The organism is Phyllobacterium ifriqiyense (assembly GCF_030817885.1).
Classification (GTDB): Bacteria; Pseudomonadota; Alphaproteobacteria; order Rhizobiales; family Rhizobiaceae; genus Phyllobacterium; species Phyllobacterium ifriqiyense.
Genome location: NZ_JAUSZT010000002.1, coordinates 1,036,983 through 1,059,224, shown reverse-complemented (window position 1 = coordinate 1,059,224; position 22,242 = coordinate 1,036,983). Strand labels below are relative to the sequence as shown.

The 22,242-nt window shown below is 57.5% G+C and carries 20 protein-coding genes and 1 pseudogene; 11 read left to right on the top strand and 10 right to left on the bottom strand.

Going from position 1 to position 22,242, the window contains the following annotated elements; translation table 11 throughout:
* Window positions 1-47: 47 nt before the first annotated feature.
* The 4 genes from QFZ34_RS06655 to QFZ34_RS06640 form a co-directional block, all read right to left on the bottom strand.
* Window positions 48-2,492 (bottom strand): TonB-dependent siderophore receptor, encoded by a 2,445-nt coding sequence (locus tag QFZ34_RS06655; protein WP_307278468.1) that lies wholly within the window; start codon window positions 2,490-2,492, stop codon window positions 48-50.
* Between the two features lie 158 nt (window positions 2,493-2,650).
* A complete protein-coding gene (locus tag QFZ34_RS06650) occupies window positions 2,651-3,646 on the bottom strand; it encodes a FecR family protein (RefSeq protein WP_307278464.1) in 996 nt (331 codons plus the stop codon).
* 103 nt (window positions 3,647-3,749) lie between these two features.
* Entirely contained in the window at window positions 3,750-4,265 is a 516-nt protein-coding gene (locus QFZ34_RS06645; protein ID WP_307278461.1) for an RNA polymerase sigma factor, read from the bottom strand.
* Window positions 4,266-4,726: 461 nt separating this feature from the next.
* On the bottom strand, window positions 4,727-5,515 hold the full coding sequence (locus tag QFZ34_RS06640; protein WP_307278459.1) for a DeoR/GlpR family DNA-binding transcription regulator: 789 nt from the start codon (window positions 5,513-5,515) through the stop codon (window positions 4,727-4,729).
* A gap of 411 nt (window positions 5,516-5,926) precedes the next feature.
* Here QFZ34_RS06640 and QFZ34_RS06635 point away from each other — a divergent pair, with 411 nt between their 5' ends.
* Window positions 5,927-9,670 (top strand): autotransporter domain-containing protein, encoded by a 3,744-nt coding sequence (locus tag QFZ34_RS06635; protein ID WP_307278455.1) that lies wholly within the window; start codon window positions 5,927-5,929, stop codon window positions 9,668-9,670.
* Between the two features lie 246 nt (window positions 9,671-9,916).
* On the opposite strand, the pseudogene QFZ34_RS06630 reads toward QFZ34_RS06635, so the two are convergent.
* Window positions 9,917-10,220: pseudogene (locus QFZ34_RS06630) on the bottom strand (cation transporter); the annotation flags it as partial.
* Window positions 10,221-10,736: 516 nt separating this feature from the next.
* Between QFZ34_RS06630 and QFZ34_RS06625 the strand changes: the two are divergent.
* The gene (locus QFZ34_RS06625; RefSeq protein WP_307278452.1) at window positions 10,737-10,892 is read left to right on the top strand and encodes a hypothetical protein; all 156 of its coding nucleotides are present in this window, start codon (window positions 10,737-10,739) and stop codon (window positions 10,890-10,892) included.
* Between the two features lie 200 nt (window positions 10,893-11,092).
* Here QFZ34_RS06625 and QFZ34_RS06620 read toward each other — a convergent pair whose 3' ends face one another.
* Window positions 11,093-11,665, bottom strand: a complete 573-nt coding sequence (locus tag QFZ34_RS06620) for a TetR/AcrR family transcriptional regulator (protein ID WP_307278449.1) — start codon at window positions 11,663-11,665, stop codon at window positions 11,093-11,095.
* Between the two features lie 107 nt (window positions 11,666-11,772).
* On the opposite strand from QFZ34_RS06620, the gene QFZ34_RS06615 reads away from it, so the two are divergent.
* On the top strand, window positions 11,773-12,459 hold the full coding sequence (locus QFZ34_RS06615; RefSeq protein WP_307278446.1) for a glutathione S-transferase family protein: 687 nt from the start codon (window positions 11,773-11,775) through the stop codon (window positions 12,457-12,459).
* 97 nt (window positions 12,460-12,556) lie between these two features.
* A complete protein-coding gene (locus tag QFZ34_RS06610) occupies window positions 12,557-13,528 on the top strand; it encodes an alpha/beta fold hydrolase (protein WP_307278443.1) in 972 nt (323 codons plus the stop codon).
* A 72-nt stretch (window positions 13,529-13,600) separates the two neighbouring features.
* On the opposite strand, the gene QFZ34_RS06605 is transcribed toward QFZ34_RS06610, so the two are convergent.
* On the bottom strand, window positions 13,601-14,005 hold the full coding sequence (locus tag QFZ34_RS06605; RefSeq protein WP_307278440.1) for a hypothetical protein: 405 nt from the start codon (window positions 14,003-14,005) through the stop codon (window positions 13,601-13,603).
* A 189-nt stretch (window positions 14,006-14,194) separates the two neighbouring features.
* On the opposite strand from QFZ34_RS06605, the gene QFZ34_RS06600 reads away from it, so the two are divergent.
* The 4 genes from QFZ34_RS06600 (at window position 14,195) to QFZ34_RS06585 (ending at window position 17,042) form a co-directional block, all read left to right on the top strand.
* Window positions 14,195-14,620: a MarR family winged helix-turn-helix transcriptional regulator gene (locus QFZ34_RS06600; protein WP_307278437.1), complete on the top strand. Its 426-nt coding sequence runs from the start codon at window positions 14,195-14,197 to the stop codon at window positions 14,618-14,620.
* Between the two features lie 65 nt (window positions 14,621-14,685).
* Window positions 14,686-15,579: an NmrA family NAD(P)-binding protein gene (locus QFZ34_RS06595; protein ID WP_307278434.1), complete on the top strand. Its 894-nt coding sequence runs from the start codon at window positions 14,686-14,688 to the stop codon at window positions 15,577-15,579.
* Between the two features lie 76 nt (window positions 15,580-15,655).
* The gene (locus tag QFZ34_RS06590) at window positions 15,656-16,432 is read left to right on the top strand and encodes an SDR family NAD(P)-dependent oxidoreductase (RefSeq protein ID WP_307278431.1); all 777 of its coding nucleotides are present in this window, start codon (window positions 15,656-15,658) and stop codon (window positions 16,430-16,432) included.
* Window positions 16,433-16,532: 100 nt separating this feature from the next.
* The gene (locus QFZ34_RS06585; protein ID WP_307278429.1) at window positions 16,533-17,042 is read left to right on the top strand and encodes a nuclear transport factor 2 family protein; all 510 of its coding nucleotides are present in this window, start codon (window positions 16,533-16,535) and stop codon (window positions 17,040-17,042) included.
* Between the two features lie 222 nt (window positions 17,043-17,264).
* Here QFZ34_RS06585 and QFZ34_RS23425 read toward each other — a convergent pair whose 3' ends face one another.
* The 3 genes from QFZ34_RS23425 to QFZ34_RS06570 form a co-directional block, all read right to left on the bottom strand.
* On the bottom strand, window positions 17,265-17,588 hold the full coding sequence (locus tag QFZ34_RS23425) for a hypothetical protein (protein WP_503128820.1): 324 nt from the start codon (window positions 17,586-17,588) through the stop codon (window positions 17,265-17,267).
* Window positions 17,589-17,783: 195 nt separating this feature from the next.
* Window positions 17,784-18,512, bottom strand: a complete 729-nt coding sequence (locus QFZ34_RS06575) for a glycosyltransferase family 25 protein (RefSeq protein WP_307278426.1) — start codon at window positions 18,510-18,512, stop codon at window positions 17,784-17,786.
* 180 nt (window positions 18,513-18,692) lie between these two features.
* Window positions 18,693-19,163, bottom strand: coding sequence for a DUF2147 domain-containing protein (locus tag QFZ34_RS06570; protein ID WP_307278424.1), 471 nt, complete (start codon window positions 19,161-19,163; stop codon window positions 18,693-18,695).
* 402 nt (window positions 19,164-19,565) lie between these two features.
* Between QFZ34_RS06570 and QFZ34_RS06565 the strand changes: the two genes are divergently transcribed.
* The 3 genes from QFZ34_RS06565 to QFZ34_RS06555 all read left to right on the top strand — a co-directional run bounded on the left by QFZ34_RS06565 (window position 19,566) and on the right by QFZ34_RS06555 (window position 22,033).
* Complete coding sequence (locus QFZ34_RS06565) at window positions 19,566-20,027, top strand: MarR family winged helix-turn-helix transcriptional regulator (RefSeq protein WP_307278422.1); 462 nt, start codon at window positions 19,566-19,568, stop codon at window positions 20,025-20,027.
* Complete coding sequence (locus tag QFZ34_RS06560) at window positions 20,024-20,914, top strand: NAD-dependent epimerase/dehydratase family protein (protein ID WP_307278419.1); 891 nt, start codon at window positions 20,024-20,026, stop codon at window positions 20,912-20,914. Before QFZ34_RS06565 ends, QFZ34_RS06560 begins: the two co-directional genes overlap by 4 nt.
* 426 nt (window positions 20,915-21,340) lie before the next feature.
* On the top strand, window positions 21,341-22,033 hold the full coding sequence (locus QFZ34_RS06555) for a class I SAM-dependent methyltransferase (protein WP_307279022.1): 693 nt from the start codon (window positions 21,341-21,343) through the stop codon (window positions 22,031-22,033).
* Window positions 22,034-22,242 lie beyond the last annotated feature (209 nt).

Genomic DNA, 22,242 nt, shown 5'->3' with positions numbered 1-22,242 from the left:
GAATGCACCGCCGATAAAATACCGCCGCGTGATTCCGGTGTACCGGTTTACCATTTGTAGGACAGCGTTCCGGTAACTGACAGTGGTTCCCCATAGCGGCAGCCTGTGGTTCCAGCACAGGTATAGAACTTCTTGTCGAAGAGGTTGCGCGCATTCACCGTCAGGCTGAGCCCGTCATACTTTTGGTCGAGTGCACCGAAATCATAGCTGACCATGGCATCGGCCAGCAGATAACCCGGCACGGAAACCGGTTCGCCCAGAACGTCGATGCTATCGGTCACATTGGTCTTGCCAATATAGCGCAGGCCACCCCCAATCTTCAGCCCGGCGACCCCGAGCGAGTCGAGTTTATAGTCTGCCCAAATCGAAAATGTGTGCCGCGGAACCATATCCTGCTGCTGACCGACCTCGTAGTCGAGTGCACTGTCGAGAATTTTGGTGTCGGTATAGGCATAGGAAGCGATTATTCCCAGATCCTCGTACTCAGCGCGGGCCTCCAGTTCGACACCGCGTGAACGTACTTTGCCGACCTGATAAGAATCGCCGAACGCGTCAAAGCTCACCACGTTCTTCTGTGTCAGCTCATAGACTGCGGCGCTCAGCAGGATGTCCGTGCCGGGTGGCTGATAGCGTATCCCGGCTTCATATTGCAGGCCTTCGTCCGGCTTGAGATTTTCCCCGGTCAGTGAGTCAATGCCGATCTGTGGCGAGAATGACTGGCTGATCGAAACGTATGGAGCAATTCCGTTGTCAAATCGATAGACTAGTCCGGCACGACCGGAGAAGGCCGAATCCTTCTGCTCCGATTCGAGCCTCCTCTGGTAATTGGTAGAAGAACTGTCGCTCCAATCGTAACGTCCTCCAAGCAGCAATATCCAGTTCTCGTACTTTATCTGATCCTGGAAATAGATGCCCAGTTGATCGCTGACATTGTCGCTACCGCGATCGGTGCGGAAATTGAGGTCCGGGTAACCAGAATAGACCGGATCATCCACATCGAGCGGGACAAAGTCTGTCCCGCGATAGCGGTGGCTGTTATATCCGCGTCGATAATAGTCTACACCGAACAGTGCGGTATGCTCGGTGGCTCCCCAGTCGAAAGTTTGTTCAAGCGACGTATCGAGTGTAACGCCATAGGATTTCTCCTTCCGGTAGCTTGCCAGCCTGTCAAGGCTTCCATCCACTGTCGGGGACAAGTTACCCATCATGTAATGCCAATCCACATCGGAATGGAAATATCGTGCGTTCTGACGCAACTTGAGGCCACTGTCGAATTCATGCTCGAACAGATAGCCTAAAGTATAGAGGTCTGCTTTATAGAGATCGAAGTCAGGCTCCCCAAGGAAAAGATCGCGCGGTATTCGTCCCGAACTCACATCCCTGTAGTCGAGAGGCGTAGCGAACCGTGTGTTCACATGCTGATAACTGGACAATATCGTAAGTGACGTGGCAGCATCCGGTTGCCAGGTCAGCGCCGGCGCGATGTAAATCTTGTCGTCAGGCACGTCGTCGACCCAATTGTCCGCATCGCGCATGACACCGGTCAAGCGGTAGCGTAGCGTGTCTGCGGCATCGAGAGCATCGCTGAAGTCGAATGACATTTGCTTTTTCTGATAGCTGCCATATTCCAGATTGACCTCGTGCAAAGGTTCGGGTGTCGGGCGCTTGGAGACACCGTTGATAATGCCGCCCGGAGCAAGCTGTCCATACAGAACCGAAGATGCCCCCCGGAGTACCTCGACACGTTCAAGGCCATAGGGTTCCTGCCCTCCGTCATAAACATTGGATTGCAGTTTCATGCCGTCACGCAGCATACCGCTTGATCCGCCTGCAAGATTGAATCCGCGCAACATGACGTCATCAACCATACGGCTGAAGGCTTGCGACTGAACATTGACGCCGGGCGTGTAGACTAGAGCATCCGCCAGAGAAGCCGCCTTTTGGTCGGTGAGCAAATCCTTGGTCACGACGGTGACGGACTGCGGTGTCTCAATGATCGGTGCATCGGTTTTCGTGCCGGCTGACGCGCGCGTGGCGACATAGCCCTCTACCGGGCCCCAAGCACTTTCGCTCTGCCCCTTGATAACAATGGGGTCCAGCTGAATAGAGCCGTCGGCATTGATGCCTCCATCCGTGGGTTCGTTGGCAAGGATCGTAACAGTGTTGGCGCCAGTGAAGCTGTAATTCAGGTTCGAACCTGACAAAAGGCGTGACAGCGCCTGTTTTGTGCTCATCGTCCCATTGACTGCAGGAGATATTGCGCCCGACGCGACTGAAGTTCTGTAGGCAAGCTGAACGCCTGACTGGTCGGCAAGGTCACGCAGGGCCCGGTTCAGCCGCTGGCTGGGAATGTTGAATGTGCGGGCATCAGTCGCCTGTGCAACCGCCGGACTAATCGGCAAGGCAGCGAGTAGCGCCGTCAGGCCGATGGCCGTGCGCATCATCAGCGCCGCCGACCATCGGCGATGCCCGTGTCCTGTATTATCAATCATTCTCGAAACCCCGATCCTCATCATGCACAGCCTGTCGTAGGCGCATTTAAGGGAGTGGGTATTTTCTGCCTGGTCCCTTCACGTTGTAGACGCACGAGGGGGCGTTTTGCCTAAAGACAAAGTTTTATTTTTTTTCGTTTTCGAAAAGTTTTGCGTACTCAGGAAATCATTATCAGGAGACCCGGCACCCGCCGGGTAGAGAGTCCTTGCGTTCTGGCCAGGGCTTGCACCCCTGGCCAAACTTCTTTCGTAGAGAATATGGCACTGACGGGCACGCTAGTATCGACACCCGGCGCCACCACAATCCGCTCAGGCAGATAGCGTCCAAGCTCTGCAATCGCGCTGGAAAAGGGGCGTCCTTCAAAGATTATACGCCCCGTGCGCCAGGCAAGCATGGCAACAATATCAACGGGCATTGTTGTATAGGGCCGTTCGCCGCGGGAGTATTGCGTCTGCTCGTGGGCAGCAAGTTCGACGCCACCTGCTCCGGCTCCTCCACCGGAATCATGCGGTTCGGCTGGTCCCCTCACCAGTACACGCCCCTCCGATACGGCAACGACGGCCCTGCCCTCAAGGATCTGAACAAAAAAAGTCGTGCCGAGGGCGTCACTGTTACCGCCGAGAGCGGCCACCCGGAAAATGCCCGGTAAACCCGGGCGCACCCGAAATTCAGCTTCTCCCCTTAAAAGTTCGACAAGGCGTAGGTCGGTTTGGAAGTTGATGGCAATCGCGCTATCGGTGTTTAGCGCTGCGATTGTGCCGTCAGGCAGGCTGAAGTCGGCCTGCTCTCCGATACCCGTACTGAAATCCGCTTTTCGCCAAAGCTCCACACGCGGCATTACAATCGTGGCAGCCACCGCAGCAGCGGCTGCCCCACCACCAGCCAGAAAAACACGCCGCCTGATCCGCGTTGGCTTGGGCTGCTGAAAAACTACCGGCGCAGCGGAGGTAGTGTTGCCGAGGACCTGCAACTGCTGCCAGAATGCCCGTTCGCGTTCAAACGCCCGCTTATTTTGCGGTGAGCGAGCGAGCCACGTCTGGAAGCGGTCAAACTCTACATCGCTGACATTGCCGGACGTTAAACGTACGATCCAATCCCGCGCATCAAGCGAAATACGCCGATCAATATCAGAACCTTTCTCGTCTTCGTTCATATGCTCACGAATAATCGGTTTCGGGTGGACGTGCTCGTCTGAAGGTTTTTCTACCTTATAGACGTGGGAGCAGGGCGTTCACCTAAACAAGTTACGGAAAAAATCAGTCTGCCAATTCGTCGCGAAGCTCGGCTAGCCGTTCGAGCGCGCGGCGAATATGATAATAAACCGCTTCATCGGTGATGCCAAACATATCGGCAATCCGGCGATGCGGAATCCCGTCAATCCGGTTCATCAGGAAAATACGGCGCGTCTTTTCCGGCATTTTATCCAATGCGGCCTGTACTGTCCCGAGGTTTTGCCGACCAATTACAACGCGTTCCGGCGATATTTCATCAGTGGTTTCCCACAGCAGATCATGTATCTCGTTGTCAATCTGCGAACGCCGCTTTTCCTTGCGAAGATGTCCGATGATCGTGTTGTTGGCAACGCGCACGACATAGCCGGTCGGTGCTTCGATAGCTGTCCCGGATTGCGATTTTATAAGATTGAGCCAGGCGTCCTGGATTAGATCTTCAGCTGTGGCTGCGCATCGGGTACGTGCCCTTGCAATCGATTGGAGCCGGGGGCTAACCTTGACAAAAGTTCGGATAAGCTTGTCGAGATCAATTTTCTTCACGCGCGCCAACAAAAAAGATGAGACCAATATTCCATGCATTGCATGAGCAACGTCAACTTACAGAATCGAAAAATGCGTGCAAGAGCAATGATTTAGAGAGTTTCTAAGCTTAGGATAAATCTGGTGCCGTTTTATCATGTTTAGTGTTTGATTCTATTGTGCCATTGACGGCTATGACACATCCCTGGAAAGGCGTAGCTATTCCGACCAGGACATGATTTCGCGCACTTATGTTGTCAATCTGCAACATTTCGAAAACCATTGCGGAGCTTCCCATTCGGCGACTTAAAGGGGAAAGCCAAACACCCAAAAGAGTTGTTATAGACATGTCAATCATCGAACGCGGCTCGGTTGGGCCACGCATGGAGTTAACAGCCGCCAAAGATGGCGGCGTACGTTAATTACTAAGGCTCCGCTGGATTCGCCGGGTGTAGTGCAACCTGAATGCTGACGAACATCCTTCAGACATGAATCTCGATCTTGCTTTTCCTGATCTTATCTCCCAGCGGCCCGCCCGGGATCAAATCCGTCACGAGGATATCGACATCCTGCAGCGAGCCGAGTTTGACAAGTGCGCGTTTGCCGAATTTGCTGCTATCGACGGCCAGCAACGTTCGGTCCGATTGTGCCAGGGCGGCTGAAACGGCGGAGACCTCGCCATGGTCATCATCGCAGATATCGCCGTCATCATCGATGCCGCTTACCGATATGATTGCATAGTCGAACTTGAACTTGCGGATAAATTCGGCTGTGTCCTCGCGAAAAACCCCGCCATCCACAGGCCGCACGAAACCACCGGGAATGGCCAGCACAAAGTTTGAATTCTCGCTGAAGATGGTAGCGACCCTCAGACTATACGTTACCACGCGCAGATCGCACCGCTTGACGAGCGCATGGGCTATTGCCTCGCAGGTCGTGCCAGAATCAAGGAAGACGGCCGCGCCATCGGGAACGATGTCGGCGACCATTACGCCAATTCTCTCCTTTTCGGGTGCATTATCAACGCGTCTCTGACGATACGTCACAGGATCGACTGGCGTCGCTATGGCCGCTCCACCATGCAGCCGCCGCACCTTTCCCAATTGTTCGAGCGCCATGATATCGCGACGCGCCGTCTGCGTCGTCACGGAAAAAAGCCGCGTGATCTCGTCAATCGAAATGTAGTGGTTTCGTTCGATATAGCGCAGGAGAAAAGCCTGTCGATGTTCTTTCTGGCCCCCCTCACCGGCGGCGGCTTCCTCGATCGTCATGCCATTTCCTGTAATTTTCTGAATCTGCGCCCGACAGCTATTTGCTGCCTAATTTTTGTGAATGCAAGGTTCCGCCCATCAATGTTGTCAAAGTGACATATATGATCGGTAATGTTGCCAAAACAACATTAACTCTCAGCGCAGGGCCGCCTTATGTCGAAACAGCCAAAAAATACCCGGATGATGTCAGCTGCCAGAATCAGCGTTCTCGCCAGCGCTGTCATGGTACTGGAAGCAGGAACCGCACTGCCGGCGCTTGCCGCTGATGCAGGCGACAATACGCTCCGGATCATTTCTCTCAATACCTGGGGGGCAAGAAATCTGAACCCGACCGCCTGGGGACTCTTCGCCAATGGCAAATACGATGTAATCACGATCCAGGAATATAACGGTGCCTACGGAAGTGACCTTGTGGCCAAGCTTCCTTCCTATTTGTTGCATAGTAATGGCGACACCGGGCTGGCATCAACACTGCCGATGACGACCGGGCTGGCAGGCGTGCAGAAAACACCATTTATGAAAATTGACGCCGAGGGTGGACGGCCGGTGACGATCGTTGCCACCGAGCATCTGAATTATTGGGATGATCCGTTCGATCATCGCGTCAGGGAGGCGAAGGAACTCAATGACTGGGCCAGAAGCGAGGTCAACCCCATCCTCATGACGGGTGATTTCAACGCGGGCGATATTTCAGAACGCGGCCTCCTCGAGGTGCCTCAGCAGGAACTGATGCTGGACCAAGCAAGATCAACGGGAAACGCAGATTACAAAGCATGGGCGTTGCAGTATGTCGCGCGCAACCATCCAATCGGCTCGGCGGAATATCAAGCTGCCGAAGCTTACATCAACAAGACGTCCCAGACGCGTCCCAACGGTCTTTTTACCGACGAGATGTATCCTGTTGCCGGAAATACGCCCAACACGATGAACATCCTTAAAAAGGATTACCAAATTCTTCAAAACCCGGAGGACCGGGAAAAGTTCGCGCCGCATGAACTGGCCGACGGCAGCACGACCTGGCCCAGCATTGGCGAGGATGACGAAGCGTTCAAATGGCCCTCGTGGGGGCGCACCCAGATCGATCATTTCGTGGCGTCTCGTCCTTATGCCAAGTGGTGGAAGCTGGAGGACAAGGCCAATGACCAATATGTCGGCGGCGTTCTGGGCGAATCGGTAAGCGTCGCCCCCGACGGAATTCCCCTCTCCGACCATGAGGCGGTAGCCCATGAACTGCGCTGGAACGGTCCCCGTGTGCAAGAAATCCCTAATGCCGATGGCAAGGTGCAACTGATTTTCGACAGCGGCGCCAGCGGCTTCGATGGCGCTGGCGAGTTCAGGCTTTCGCGCAATAACAACCGCACCGACGTTTATCTCGGACAATTGGCGGATGCCAACGGCACACCAATTTATCGGCTGCCGGAAACAGTCCCGCAAGAAGCCATCACACAGGATCAGCTGGCATATCTGGTTTCCAATGCCATCTACGACCGGGATGGAACCGCCCCCGGGTTTCTCGAACAGTTGAAGCCCTTTATTCCCGAAGACAAGATGGAAATCTTCAACCAACGCCGCACTGAACTGCTCGATTCAACGGGCGACGGCTATTATCGCACCGTCATCAAGAGCTATTTCGAGGCGCATCGCGATCAGTATCCCGGCAAAGCTGCTTACACAGACCTGAGCTGGGAGGATTGGGGATATATCCTCATGGACCACGTGAAGACGGATGTGACGTTCCAGACCGTAACGAGCGACTTCACCAAGGTCCAGAAAAACTGGGAGGAACTGCGAACCGCCCTCAACCTCGATGACCCTTCGGCACGTGCTGAGCTCAAGCGGCTGACGGGTATTGATTTTGAAAATGATCACTACGCACCGCTGAAACTCCAACTCGCCTGCGGCGATGTCAAGCAACTGTCCCTACAGGGCGCACGCGATATGTGCGTGGATGATCACAGCCGCTTCAAGGATATCGTGATCGCCGACGGCAAGACCGTGGCGATAGATGAAAGCGAGGCGCTGGGTTTAGCCGATGGCACCATCACGCTCGCCAATGGCGGTATCCGCACGGCGGGGCCGGACGACAAATGGGCCAGTTGGACCGCCCCTGTGACCAGGATCGACAAGGCCGTCCGCCTGGAAGGAATAGGCTGGATTGATGTCTCGGATCCAGCCGTGCCGGTCGCTATGGTTCAGGCGATTTCTGGTCCGGGGATTCTGGAGAAGCGCGGCGTGGGTGCACTCGACCTTATGACCGCCAACACCTATACCGGTGGCACCGTGGTTGCGGCTGGCACCTTGCGCGCCGGTATGGCCAAGGCTTTCGTCAACAATACACCCTACGCGGTCAACGGGGGTGTGCTCGATCTCAACAATTTCCATCTCGTGGCCTCCTCACTGTCCGGCAAGGGCGGCACGGTGAAGCTCGGCAATGCCACCCTTGATCTTCACCAAGCACTAGACACCAGATTTGACGGCACGATCGAGGGAACAGGCGGACTGACGAAGAGCGGCGAAGGTTGGGTTATTTTGAATGGCGCGAACAGCTATACCGGCGCGACGGCGGTCAATGGCGGCGGGCTTCTCGTCGGCGACAAGGATCATTCGGGGGCGCGTCTTGCAGGCCAGGTAAACGTGGCGACGGGCGGGACGCTCGGCGGTGCGGGCACCATTGGCGGCGTGACAGTTGCGAGTGGTGGGACGCTCGCACCCGGCAACAGTATCGGCACGCTTTCGATTTCAGGTGATCTGGTGCTCAAGGACGGTTCGACCTATCTTGTCGACATCGCGCCGGGCGGATCCAGCGACAAGGTTGCAGCAGGCGGCAAGGTTACGATTGAAGGCGGCGATATCTACATTGCTAAGCTCGCCGGGACCTACATGCCAGGACAGCGCTACGCGATCCTTTCAGCCGGTGACAGCATTACCGGCACGTTCGCCGATCTGAGCCAGAACATGCCGTTTGTTGATATGGACATCGCTTACGACCCGCGTAATGTTTATCTTGACATTGCCCGCAACGATGTTGCCTTTTCAACTATCGGCCTTACGCGCAATGAGAAAGCATCCGCCGCAGCCATTGAAGCTCTCGGCGCCGGCAACAAAGTCTTCGACGCCGTTGTCATGCAGGACAGCGAAACGAATGCGCGCGTGGCCTTCAGTCAGCTCTCGGGGGAGATGCACGCATCGGCAAAAACCGCACTCATCAATGACAGCAACCTTATCCGAGACGGGATAAACGATCGGATCAGAGCGGCCTTCCACGATGTGGCAGCAGCCCATGTCCCGGTGATGGGCTTCGGGCCAGACGCCAAGCCGCTTGGCGTGCCGGTCGACGCGCCAACCATGGCAGCGTGGGCAAATGCTTTCGGCACCTGGAGCGAGACGAATGGCGACGGCAATGCTTCCGACCTCGATCAAGTAACAGGCGGATTCATCACCGGCTTTGATGCCGCGGTCGCAACAAACTGGCGCCTGGGCGCATTGGCCGGATACAGCCGCTCCACCTTCTATGCGAAAGGCTCCGGCGAGAGCGACAATTATCATGTCGGTCTCTATGGCGGCGGGCGTTTCAATGCTCTCTCTTTCCGCACCGGCCTTGCCTACAGCTGGCATTCGATTGAAACGTCCCGCTCTGTAGCCTTTCCCGGTTTTGAGGATCGCCTCAAGGCCGACTATGACGCCGGAACGTTCCAGACCTTCGGAGAACTGGGCTACCGCATCGACACACAACGCGTCTCATTCGAGCCTTTTGCTAATCTTGCCCATGTGCGGGTAAAGACAGAGGACTTTAGCGAGAGTGGAGGCTCGGCGGCGCTGGCGGCGGAAAGCGAGACGACCAGCACGACCTTCACCACGTTGGGACTGCGGGCCGCTGCGCCTTTCACACTCGGCACCGTAGAGGCGGAAGCGCGCGCCACGGTCGGCTGGCAGCACGCCTATGGCGACACCACCCCCCTCTCCACGCTCGCCTTCAACGGCGGAAGCGCCTTCACAATCGCCGGCGCGCCGATTGCAAAGGACACGGGCCTTATTGAAGCAGGCGTCGATGTGAAACTTGGCAACAGGACCACATTCGGGGTCTCATATAGCGGCCAGTTCGGCTCGGATGTGAGGCAAAACGGTGTAGATGCACGGTTCAGTGTGAAATTCTGAACCCTGAAGTTGCATCGTAAAAGCCTTGGCGCCTGGAACGCGTCGCACTGACCATTTGATTGGACAGTTCAAAAGCGAAACCGATTGGGGGCTGGTCCCGTCCTGTGGCGGAGCCCGCCCCTCGCGCGTCATCAATATCGTGTTGTGGTTATCGCACCACACACATCGGCAAGCCCGCAGCAAATCCTTGTGCCGACGCTTTGTAGCGCGGCTACCCGGCTTGCCTGGTGCGAGGCGCTGCTCGGCAAGTTTCGCGCAATAGGATGAAGGCGCCTTTGGATGTTCGCTGACGAGGGACACGGTGGCACCGTGATGACCCGGCCGGCTTGCTAGATATGCAGATCGGTAATCATGCCGCCACTTCTTCAATGACCGCGCGGATTTCTTCCGGCAGATCTTCATTTGACGGAACATAGTCCACAACCACGCCACCCGCATCGCGAATAAGGCCCCACGACCATTTAGCGACGACAAGCGCACCGGCAATACCCACAGCCGGATCGAGCCAAAGCCAGCCAGAGATGCTGCCGGCAAGAAGGGCTACGGCAAGAATGTCAGCTATGCATTTTTGGCGGTTGCTTTAAAACTGACCACTGCGTAACTTTTAATCATCTAGTTAACGAGAGGCCGGGAGATGCCCGATAACCGCGATGATGAGGGGTACTACGAGTTCGACACATCAGTGTGGCGCTACTTGATTTTGTTTGGGATAGCGGTGGCTTTTGCCGCAACATTTTGTGAGATGATAAAATGACAATCAACGACGACCTGAAACTGAAATTCATTCTGACGGCGACAACGTTCTTGGTCGGTTTTGTGTCGCTGTCAATCGCGATGTTCTCTGGCCAATAATCCTGCGCCGCTTCGACTGAACTCGCATGTGTCAATGCAAACTGAGACTAGAACCAAAGCCATAAATGTATCTTCACTTACCGTGACATGAAAGATCAGTGTTCAACTCTACGGTGCCGGCGCGGGGTCCGGGCCGGACGTGGCTCATCCGACGCTCGCCACTCTCGAAGATGTTTTCGATCTCCTTAATGAATGGCCTACCGGAAAAAGAAGCATGACCTACGACGTCGTGCTGAAAGCATGTCGGATGGCGGCTCAAGGTGTATTCCAGCTCCCGTCGCTCCGGGAGAGCTTGCGACGTTATCTGATCAAGGCAAAAGTCCTCGCCAACATCGTAGAGGTGCCCGCTTATTGCGAAGCTGCCGACTGATCGCGGTTTGACGTCTTAGCAGCGCTCTCAGTCGCTGCGCTTGCCGTGAGGCTTGTGATAGCGAGTCAGGCTGAATGTTCGATGTCGCGCGATTGCTTGGCGGTGTGCGGACGGTGCTTGATGGTTGACTTCCATCAGCGTTCCCGAAAGTTGGAAGAAACGCGACGACACCCAAATTCCACTTTTCTTGCCGTCAACAGTCACGGGATGAGACCCGTCGCGCGATAGGCCCGGATTGTCCGATCGTAGATGCCGATGTCCTGGCAGCCGCGCGCGACCAGTTGCGCGCCCTCGATGGCTGCGAAGATCGCCATCGCGTGCTCCTGCAGGTCCTGGTCGCTTGCGGAAGGTCTGGCGCGCGAAAGCACCTTGGCCAGCCAACCGACGTTCATGGCGGCGAATTTGTCGACCTCGACCCGAACCTCCGTCGGAAGATCGTCAAGTTCCGCGCTCATGATGCCGCACAGACACATGCGATTGTCGTTGGCCAATGCCGAGCGAAATATCTCAGTATATCTGTCCAGGCACCAGGTCGCGTCCTCGGACGTCGCCAGGAGCTCCGCGAGGTAGGCTGCCCCCTCCTCGGTATAGCGACGGGCCAACGCGGCGCCGAGGTCGCCCTTGGTCGGGAAGTGGTAGTGCACGCTGGCGCTTTTGATCCCCACCTCTTTCGCCAGTTCGCGAAAGCTGAGCGCATTGTAGCCATGCGACTGCACTGTCGCTTTTGCGGCGGTCAAGACCGCCTCGCGCATATCCGTTTTGATTTTAGCCATCGTCGATCATTCCCTATCACTCGATAGATAGTTGTTGACGCCGCAAAAGGGAAGAGCTATCTGGAGATAGTAAACTATCTATCGATAGACAGGTAAAGGAGTCTCCCATGAAAATCTTCGATCGCCCCGGCTTTCCCAACCCCGCCCGCATCCGCATCGTGCTTGCCGAAAAACAGCTCGAACCGCAGGTCGAGTTCGTCTCCGTCGACCTCATCGGCGCCGAACACAAACAACCGGCTTTCCTGGAAAAGAACCCCTCGGGCGTGCTGCCGGTCCTCCAGCTCGAGGACGGCACCTACATCGCAGAGGCCACCGCCATCACCGAATACCTGGACAATCTCGACGGCGATCCGCGGCTCACGGGAAAGACGCCGAAGGAAAAGGCCGTCATCCACATGATGCAGAAGCGGGCCGAGACCGAGCTGCTTGATGCGGTCGGCAACTATTTCCATCACGCAACGCCGGGCCTCGGCGCCGAGCTCCAGGTGTTCAAGAGCCCTGAATGGGCTGGCCGCCGGGAATGGGGCAACCGCCAGCGCGACAAGGCTCTCGTTGGCATGAGGTATTTTGACACGGTGCTGCAGGGCAGTTCGTTCGTCGCCGGCGATGCCTTCTCGATGGCTGACATCACGGTGTTCGCCGGACTGATGTTCGCGGACGCCGCCGGCATCGCCATCCCTGACGATCATTCCGCGCTGAAGTCCTGGCGCGCGAACGTCTCTGAGCTCCCGAGCGTCAAGAATCGCAGCGGCCAGATGTTCGTCACTGACGATCTGCGCAGGCTCGGCTTCTGATCCTCCACACGAGTGCGGTCCGAATATCGCACCGACACGTCCAATCCCATCCGCCACCCGCGCCGCCCCAGGCGGCACAACTTCACGGAGTTTCCTCATGTCCACGATCTCAACACCCGAAAGCGCCTCCCGGCGCAACCTGCTGAAAGGGGCCGCCATCGCCGGCGTCGGACTTGCAGCGGCTGGTGCCGGCGCAACCCCCGCCGATGCAAAGACCCCCGCGCCTGTCCGCGCCGGGGAGGCCACAGGCGACCGCCTCGTCACGAAGGACGGCACCAGCCTCTATTTCAAGGACTGGGGCACCGGGCCGGCCGTGGTGTTCAGCCATGGCTATCCGCTCTCCTCCGACGCCTGGGAAGACCAGATGTTCTTCCTGCTGCAGAACGGCTATCGCGTCATCGCCCATGACCGTCGGGGTTTTGGGCGATCGAGCCAGCCGGCCAGTGGTTACGACTACGACACCTTCGCCGACGATCTGGCGCAACTGGTCGAAGCGCTCGATCTGCGCGAGGCGACCCTCGTCGGTCATTCGATGGGCGGCGGCGAGGTCGCACGCTATATCGCCCGCCATGGCCAGAGCCGCGTCGCCAAGGTCGCTTTCGTTTCCTCGGTGACACCCTTCCTGCTCAAGACCGCGACCAATCCGAACGGCACTCCCAAGGAACTGTTCGATACGTTTCGCGCCGCCGTGCAGGCAAACCGCTCCCAGTGGAACCTCGATGTCACCATGCCGTACTACAGCTTCAACCGTCCGGGCGCGCATGTGTCGGAAGGCCTGCGGGAGAGTTACTGGCGGCAGGGACAGGCAACTGGATTTCTTGCCGCCTACCATGCCCTTGGCGCCTTCTCGGAAACCGATTTCCGCGACGACCTCAAGAAGATCACGGTTCCTGCGCTGGTGGTCCACGGCAGCGAGGACCAGATCGTGCCGCTGGAAATCTCCGCGAAACTGACCGCCGGGCTCGTGCCTCATGCCAAGCTCATTGTCTACGAAGGCGGCTCCCATGGGCTGCTGCATGTCGACAAGGACCGCTTGAACGCCGACCTGCTGGCGTTCCTTCGCGGCTGATGGCATGCGAAAGGCCGGGGGCTGGCCACAGCCCCCGGCGCCTTGCGTGCAATGCAAATGCAGGGCTGGCAATCAGGACGTCGCGACCTTGTTCACCGACGCGTCGTAAAAGAGATCGTCACCAAACTCCTTCCCGACGACGCCGGCCAGACCTGCCGACAGTGACAGCGCAGCGTCCAAAGGCGCAAACGTCATCGCCACGCGCCGAACGAGTCCGGTGTCGTCACGCTCGATGACACCCACCGCTTCCAGATCGAGGCCGGCGCGAAGTGTTGCCTTGTATTGCAGGAAATGGCGCTGATCGATCGCCCCATAGAAGGTGGACGTCTGCGCGGCGTAGAGCGTGCCGACTGCCTCAACCAAGCGCCTAATATTGTCACGACCCGAAACCGGACGGCGCAGGACCGTTCCTCTCAGTTCGGCGTCATCGGCAAGGTCATCGAGGAATGGGTGCTTTTCTCCGTTGCTGCTCGACATGTCGTTTCTCCGGATGGCGTGATTTCTGGGATGGCCGCGCGAGCGCGATCCAAACTCGACTACGACATTCCTGAACTTAGTGTGTAATTGCACTTCAAACAATGAGCATTGGGCAAAGACTTGTATCTTATCGGTCGAGCGCCGAGGTTTGGACTTGACACTGTGCAATTGCACATTTAGAAATGCCCCATGCCGACACCCACTGGTCCCCATCTCTGTTACGCCCTCGCCGCCCGCCAGAACGCGCGGCATCTGAGCCGTCTCTACGACAATCATCTGGCCCCTGCCGGACTGTCGGTATCGCAGTTCTCCATCCTGTCGCTGCTGGAGGCCTATCAGAGCCTCAAGATTACCAGTCTGGCCGAAATGCTGAGCATGGAGCGCACGACGCTGGTCCGCGCGTTGAAGCCGCTGCAGGCGGCCGGCTGGGTTGTCGCCGGGAGAGCCGATAGCGGCCGCGCCTTCGATGTCACGCTCTCTCCTTCGGGCGTTGCAAAGGTGGCGGAGGCCGTACCTCTCTGGGAAGGCGCACAGGCCGCGTTTGAGCAGGAGGTCGGACAGGACCGCGCCGTGCGCATGCGCGATGAAATCCTGGAGCTGAACCTTGGGGGCTAGCTCCCTTTTTTTACCTGAAAGTGTGTAATTACACACTTTATAGCAACCAACTCAAGGAGATGAAAATGACTGACAAGTTCCTCGTTACCGGCGCGACCGGTGAGACCGGCCGCTGCACCGTCCAACGCCTGCTCGAGAAGGGCCACGCCGTCAGGGCTATGGTCCATAAGGAAGACGAGCGCGCCGAGGCGCTTCGCAGCGACGGCGCGGAGGTCGTGGTCGGCGACCTCTTCGAGCATGACGACGTGATCCGCGCCGCCGCCGGCACCACCGCTGCCTACTTCTGCTACCCCGTCCGTCCCGGCATCATCCAGACGACGGCATATTTCGCCGATGCGGCCAGGCGCGCCGGCCTCAAGGCCGTGATCAACATGTCGCAGATCTCGGCACGTGAAGATTCCAAAAGTCATGCGGCGCGCGATCACTGGATCGCCGAGCGGGTCTTCGACTGGTCTGGCGTTCCCACCATCCACCTGAGGCCGACCTTCTTCTCGCAATGGCTGCTCTATCCGTTTGCGCGCAAGACGATCGTTGAACAGAGCATCATAGACCTGCCCTACGGTGCTGGACGTCATGCCCCGATCGCAGCCGAGGACCAGGCCCGCCTGATCGCAGCGCTGCTGGCCGATCCGGCCGGCCATATCGGCAAGACCTACACGCTTCATGGGCCAACGGAGCTTGACCAGCCGGGCATCGCCGCAGCCATCAGCGAGGTGCTCGGTCGCAAGATCAGCTACCAGCCGCTGACCATCCCCGCCTATCGCGAGCGCCTGGAAAAGTTCGGCCTGCCCGAGTTTCTGATCCAGCATTTCTGCGCGATCGCCCTCGATTACCAGAACGGCATCTTCTCGGGCGCCGACAAGATCATCACTGAGGTGACCGGCGTGCCGCCGATGACCGTTCAGGAGTTCGTCGCGTCGCACCAGGCCGCCTTCAACACGCTGGACGCGGCGGCGTAAGCCGCACCGGCTCCGTCCAATTCGCTGGAGCGGCGCGATGCACGCGTCGCCCGGCCAACCTTCCAGGAGAAACAAATTGAACATCGACCTATCAGGTAAAGTCGCCCTCGTTACAGGATCGACCGAAGGCATCGGATTTGCCATTGCCCGCGGCCTCCACGAGGCGGGCGCGGAAGTAATCATCAACGGCCGCACCCGGCAAAAGGTCGATGCGGCGGTGGCGCGCCTCGGTGGCCGTGCACGCGGTCATGCGCTCGACCTCGCCAGTCCCGAGGGATGTGACGCCATGATCCGGGCCGAACCCGAGCCGGACATCGTCGTCAGCAACCTCGGCATCTTTCAGCCTCTGGATTTCTTCGAAACCGACGATGCTATCTGGGACCGCCACTGGCAGGTCAACGTCATGGTCGGCGTGCGCCTGGCGCGCGCCTACCTTCCAAAGATGGCCGCCAAATCATGGGGGCGCTTCATCTTCCTCGGCTCGGAATCCGCCTTCAATATTCCTGTCGAGATGATCCACTACGGCGTCAGCAAGACCGCCGACGTCGCTGTCGCGCGCGGTCTCGCCAAGCGCATGGCCGGCACGGGCGTGACGGTGAACTCCGTACTGCCTGGCCCGACCATGTCCGAAGGCGCCGCCGAAATGCTCAAGGGGCACGTCACGGCCGAGCGGTCCTTCGAGCAAGTCGGCATCGACTTCGTCAAGACACATCGTCCGACCTCGATTCTCCAGCGGCCGGCAACCGTCGAGGAGGTCGCGAACATGGTGGTCTATGTCGCCTCCCCCCTCGCTTCCGCCACGACCGGTGCGGCGCTGAGAGTCGACGGCGGCGTCGTGGACTCGCTTGTCTAGCGCCCCAAAGGCGCCCGCCTTTGATCTAGGTCCTCAGACCCCTGTCTTCTCCGGGCCGCGGCGACGTGTTGCCCTCCAACCTCTGCAAAAGGAATCTTCCATGAACACCAGCGCCATGCCGCTTACCCAGCCGAAGCGGCGCATCGACGCCGATACCCGGTTCGAGGCTATTGATTTCGTAAACCGGGTCAATTTCCTGTTCGACCGTTGGGAACCCGAGGAACTGCTTGCCGCATTCTCGGACGATGTGATCGTCGATCACCCGCTTGGCCGAAGTGCTGGCAAAGAGGAGTTGGCGGCATTCCTGAAGGCCTACGAGCCCATTACCCATGGCGTTCGGCGGCACAACTGCAACCACGTGATCGACGCCGGCGATGGCGACGACGTCATCGTCACCTATTACATCCTGCTCATCCGCATCGCGCCATCGAGCGAGGCGAGCAAACTCAAGTCCGCGCCGATGAGGATCATGGAATATGACGAGCATCTGCCGAAGCTGATCTCCTACGCCATGGTGACGGATCGGCTCACCAGAACGGAAGCTGGCGACTGGCGTGTGCGCCACAAGCGGGTCGAGAATGTTGCCGAAGACAAAGCGTTTCATTTCTAGAAAGGTGATGAAGCTCAGGCCTACCGATTTTCGATCGCACGGGAGAAGGGTCACGATCCGGCCGGCGCCCCGGCGGTCCATACCCCTGCGATACCCGGCCCGAACCCGGTCCGTCTGGTTGCGCCCAAAGGGTCGCCCGGGCGATCTAGCACTGCTAAATCCCATTCAGCCGCTTATAGCAAATGAGGGCACAAGCGGCGGCCGCATGAGCCACCGAATGATTCAGCAACCCAGCCGTTTCGGTTTCGATTGATCGCCTTGAAAGGATGTGAACCTAGGCCCTTTAAGGGAGTTAACGCCAAACCTTGAAGGGTGCGATAAACCTTCGTCACGTTTGGGATAAGTTGTACACCAAAATACTTTGGTGTGGCAGCGTATCCTGTTGGCGACCACCACGATGTCCTTGACAGAAGCAGACGCGATGTCATCAGTCGCTCTTCTGTTCAATCGCACCGTGGCGGTGCGACCCGAAACCAGCTGCACACCGTTCGGAATGTTGTCGATCTCGATGCATACCGGTATCCTCTGGGCAAGGCGAACCCACAATAACGCCAATATCGCGATGGCCCAAATCAAGGAGGTGCCATGCTACTCAGCTTTTTTTGGTGGCATACCTATAAGCAATGTGACATTTCAAAACAGAAGATAAACCGGTGATCCCAGCTTTCGAAAACAATGCACAGAGAATATGCAGTTGTCGTACTCGTTAAGCAAAGCCGATTGCCTCTCCCCAAGAAAAAGCTAAGAGCCGACCGCTCGACGGGAGTAAATCAGAACGCGCAACCGATAGATTGGCCGTGAAATTTCTCTTTTTATTTTCTCGAGGAAAGGTCTTTTGCGTTGTATCGTACTTCCACCCAATTGAGCGGAATTCTCCGCGACGCCACCCGGCACGACAACGAGAGGTGACAGTCTCGTTACCCAGTTCATTTGAAGAGTTGTATCCACCGGCCGGTCAAACATTTGGGTGACCGCTAACAATTGTTTAGCTGCAGCCTGTCCAATGAGCTGAGCATGCATACCCAGTCCAACCGGCATAGCTTTCAGAATGCGAACTCCGTCCACAATTAAAAGCTCCAATCCCTTTTCTTTGTTTGGCCGGACCGGAAACCGGATGAAATTATTGGGTGTCATGTATTGTTCAACCGTTGCGAATACTCTGGCAAAATCTGGTGTCAGGACCACATCATCTTCCAGAACTAAACCTGCAAGGAGATTTTGATCGATAATCGCCTGCCATACCTTTCTATGTGAAAGGAAGCAGGCAATTTCCTGTATGTTCAAGCCGAATGGATAACCGGGACTGTGTAGTCTAGATTTGTATACTCGCTGAACATCCGCATCGCTCAAATTTGAAGCATCCACAGCATCTACTATTTCGGTCGGCATACTCAATTCTTTTCTAAGTCGATCGACCTGATCCACCCTCTCCGTTGACTTCGACAAATGAATGATGAAGGCTTTGATCATTGTTCCGTTTCCATAATTAACATCAACCCGCTCGACTGGCGGGGACGGAGTAACAGGTCGGCCTCTGCTGGGTAACACCTTACGAAAGCCAAATATCGCCCGTTCCGGTTATCGGCCACAGCAAAATTGCTCGTTTGGCGGCCTGTTGCGACACTCCCGCATTGGCAGCGATTTTATGCTTTATTGCATGCGGCGAAGCACCATGGTCCGGCCAAGTATGGTGGTACCCCTATAGGCGCGAAGTTCCAGTTTTCCGCTCACAAGCGCAGCTTGGGCGGAATGGGTTTGACCGGTAGCTCCGCTGTAGAAATTTCCGCCTTCCCAGCGACCGTCGGCTCCGTCCCACTTTAGGTTGCTCACGAGAACTGCGCGGTCCAAAGAACGACTTCTGAGGTTCGGATCCGGATTGAGAGTGTCCTTCTTGAAGGTCTTGCCGTCCGCCTCGACCAGAAGCTTTCCGTAAAGGACCCGGGCCGCATAGGTTTCTCCGGCATCGAACATCTCAAGTTTGATGTTGCCGTCTTCGGACTCCCAGACCCCTGCAATCTGATCCGGCGAAGAGGCCTGTGCGACTGCCTCTCCAACCGGGGAACCTATCAATCCTGCCGTGAGCACTGCGGCCAGTAAGGGCCCTTTTACTGATTTCACCATTCCACATTTCCTTTTTGTCTATTTGCGCATGGCAGTCGCGTGCGGGGTCGTGCCGCCTGCAATTGCTATGGATACCAATGATCCCAGGCTCTCCTTAAAAGAAGCGCGGCGTTGGAACCGGTAGGCAGCTGCCAGGCATTGCACTTGCAAGCTACACGCCGGCTGCGGAGTGACGAATGTCAAGAACCACAAATTTCCTGCCTGATCCTGCAGTTGACTAGGAAGAAGGGTGCTTCAGCCAGATCGCGCCGCGATTGGTAAGGAGGCCACAAAACTGCCTGCGGTCCGTCGGTCAATGCCCACCCCTCTCCCGCCAGATCGTGGTTTAGGCGAGGCAGTTCCCTTGACATTGTTTGGTACCTCATATTTGCTAGGTAGCTAACAAGATGGGAGGCTGTGTCAGTGATTGATGAGCGAAAAGAGACAGATCGGAGCCTTGTCGGAGCATGGACGAAGCGATGCTACTTCGCCGGCCGGGCGGTCATGGATTCTCGCCTGCGTCCTTACGATCTTGGGTCCGTGCAGTGGTACGTGCTCTACCAGCTGGCAACTGCCGGGCCGACCATGCAGCGTGATCTCGCGCGGTTGCTGTCGATCGAACGCGCCACAATGACCGGCATCGTCGCAACGCTCGTGCGTAAGGGTCTCATCGAGCAAGAGCCCGACCAGGTTGATCAGCGCCAGAAGCTTCTGCGCATCACCGCCACTGGCGCGAAGTTGTGGGGCGAGTTGCCCGATTTCTCTTTCATCCGCTCGGTCGCGTTCGAGGGCATCGACGAGGCGGACATCGCGATCGCAGTCCGGGTGCTTCAGACCGCAACGGAACGTCTCGAAAACCTGCTACAGAAAGGAAACTATCCATGACAGTCTTGCTAACTGGTGCAACTGGTCTCATTGGAGCCCGTCTTCTTCCGCGCCTTGTGGATGCCGGGTTTCGTTGCCGCGCGCTGCTACGACCGGGCAAAGAAGTACCCGCCGGGATGGTTTGGGCCGAGGGCAACTTGCTTGATACCGCCTCGCTCGCATCGGCCGTGGAGGGGATTTCTGCGGTCGTTCATCTCGCTGCGGTTTTTCGCACGCCCGACACCGATCTGATCTGGAGGAGCAATCTCGAAGGTACACGCAACCTCATCGCCTCAGTGAAGGCGCACGCGCCTGAGGCGCGTTTCATCCTGGCGAGCACGTCTAATATCTATGATGCGGACAGCCCGCGCCCTGGCCGCGAGGACGATGCAGCCGACCCGCAACAAGCCTACCCGGCCAGTAAACTTGCTGCCGAGAACGCGCTGCGCGAAAGTGGGCTGAACTGGTCGATCCAGCGGTTGGGCTTCGTCTATGGCGAAAAGGACGGACATCTGGAAGAGTTGCCCCGTCTTGTTGCCAATTTCAAAATGCATCCCGCCCAAAGGATGAGCATAATTCATCATCGCGATATCGCCACCGCCATGACTCTCGCTCTGACCGGCGCTATGGATGCACGCATCGTCAACATCGCCGATGAGGCGCCGACTTCGATCTACGAGCTTGTCGCCCTGGTCGGAGGAACACATGGAACCGTCCTCAATGCCGCTGGGCAATCCCTGGCACCTCCACATGGATGTCTCGCTCGCTCGCAGTCTTGGTTTTCAGCCGGTCGTGAGAACCGTCTATCAGGCCGCGCAGGAAAACCTGATGTGATGCGCGCCGGCGGCAGCCGGGTGTCCAGCATATCGTTAACCCCTGGTCACCCTGGGACTTATTTCGCGGCATAACAGAAGGCCGCTCCGAGCCAAGGAGAGGCGGGCCAGCGCAGCACTTGCCCTTCGACCGGCGCCATATGGCTTTTTGTAGGAATAGGCAAGTTTCTTGCGGTATCCGGTATTCTGATCATTGGAGATTTCCTCTAGCGTGGTGATGTCAGTCACGGCCAAGGGAAGCGTCAATCATGACAGAAACCACCGCATCGTCAATAGATCACCAGACAGTGCTTCCCAACATGGCAAAAGCGAGCAACGATGAATACATCCGTGGATGGCGCGTCCCGGTGCTGCTTACGACGCTGTTTTTAGTGAGCGCAACCTCCCAGATCGACCGGTGCGCGCTATGTGGGTCCCGATGACACCTCGTGCGGCGCGCCGTCGGCCGCTCCGCACGTCAACGAAACCTGTCCGAGGTCATTTCCAATGAAACAACAATGTATGGCCGAAACATTCGGTTTCTTTCAAGCCTGGCTTAAAAATCCGCTGCGCGTTGCGGCAATTGCGCCGTCAGATAGCGCGCTAGCTGCCTTGATCACTTCCGAAATCTCGCGCGATATCGGTCCTGTGATCGAATTAGGACCCGGGACCGGTGCGTTCACACGCGCTCTGGTCGCGCGCGGCGTTAGACAAGAAGACCTCGCCCTGATCGAGTTCGGGTCGGAGTTCGCCGCCGCGCTCCATTTCCACTATCCCAGAGCACACACGGTCTGGATGGATGCAGCTCGCCTGCATACGGTCGAACTTTTCGACGGACGGTCGGCTGGCGCCGTGGTCAGCGGGTTGCCCCTGTTGTCGATGCCGCCCCGCAAAGTGATTGCGATCCTCATAGGTGCGTTCCGCAAGATGGAGCCGGATGGCGCGTTCTATCAGTTCACCTATGGCCCCCGTTGCCCAGTTCCGCATAGATTGCTGGACCATCTTGGTCTCGAGGCAGTACGAATCGGCGGCACGCTGGCCAACCTCCCTCCCGCGGCGGTCTACAGGATCAGGCGTACCCATGCAGTCCCTTTCGACCGCGTCCGCTTCTCGTCGCGGCAGCATGTGCCGTCGAGTAAGATGGCGGAGGCACGACACGCCCACTATCAATCCAGCGGCGGCAGGAGTTTTGCTACGTGGGAGAAGCATGCCTGACTTCAATCTCGATTTACGCTTCCTGCGCTGTGCGACCATCGCTGCAATGTAGCAGCTTCCGACGCACTGCTTTGGTGTTGGGCGTTCCACGATTCATAGTCGACCCATCGCGTGCAGCGCCGCGGCCGAGCACGTCTCACCGCCGACGGCGAGCACTTCTTCAAGGAAGCGGCCGCCAGCGTCGTCGTGCATGGAGTGGGCGAGAAACC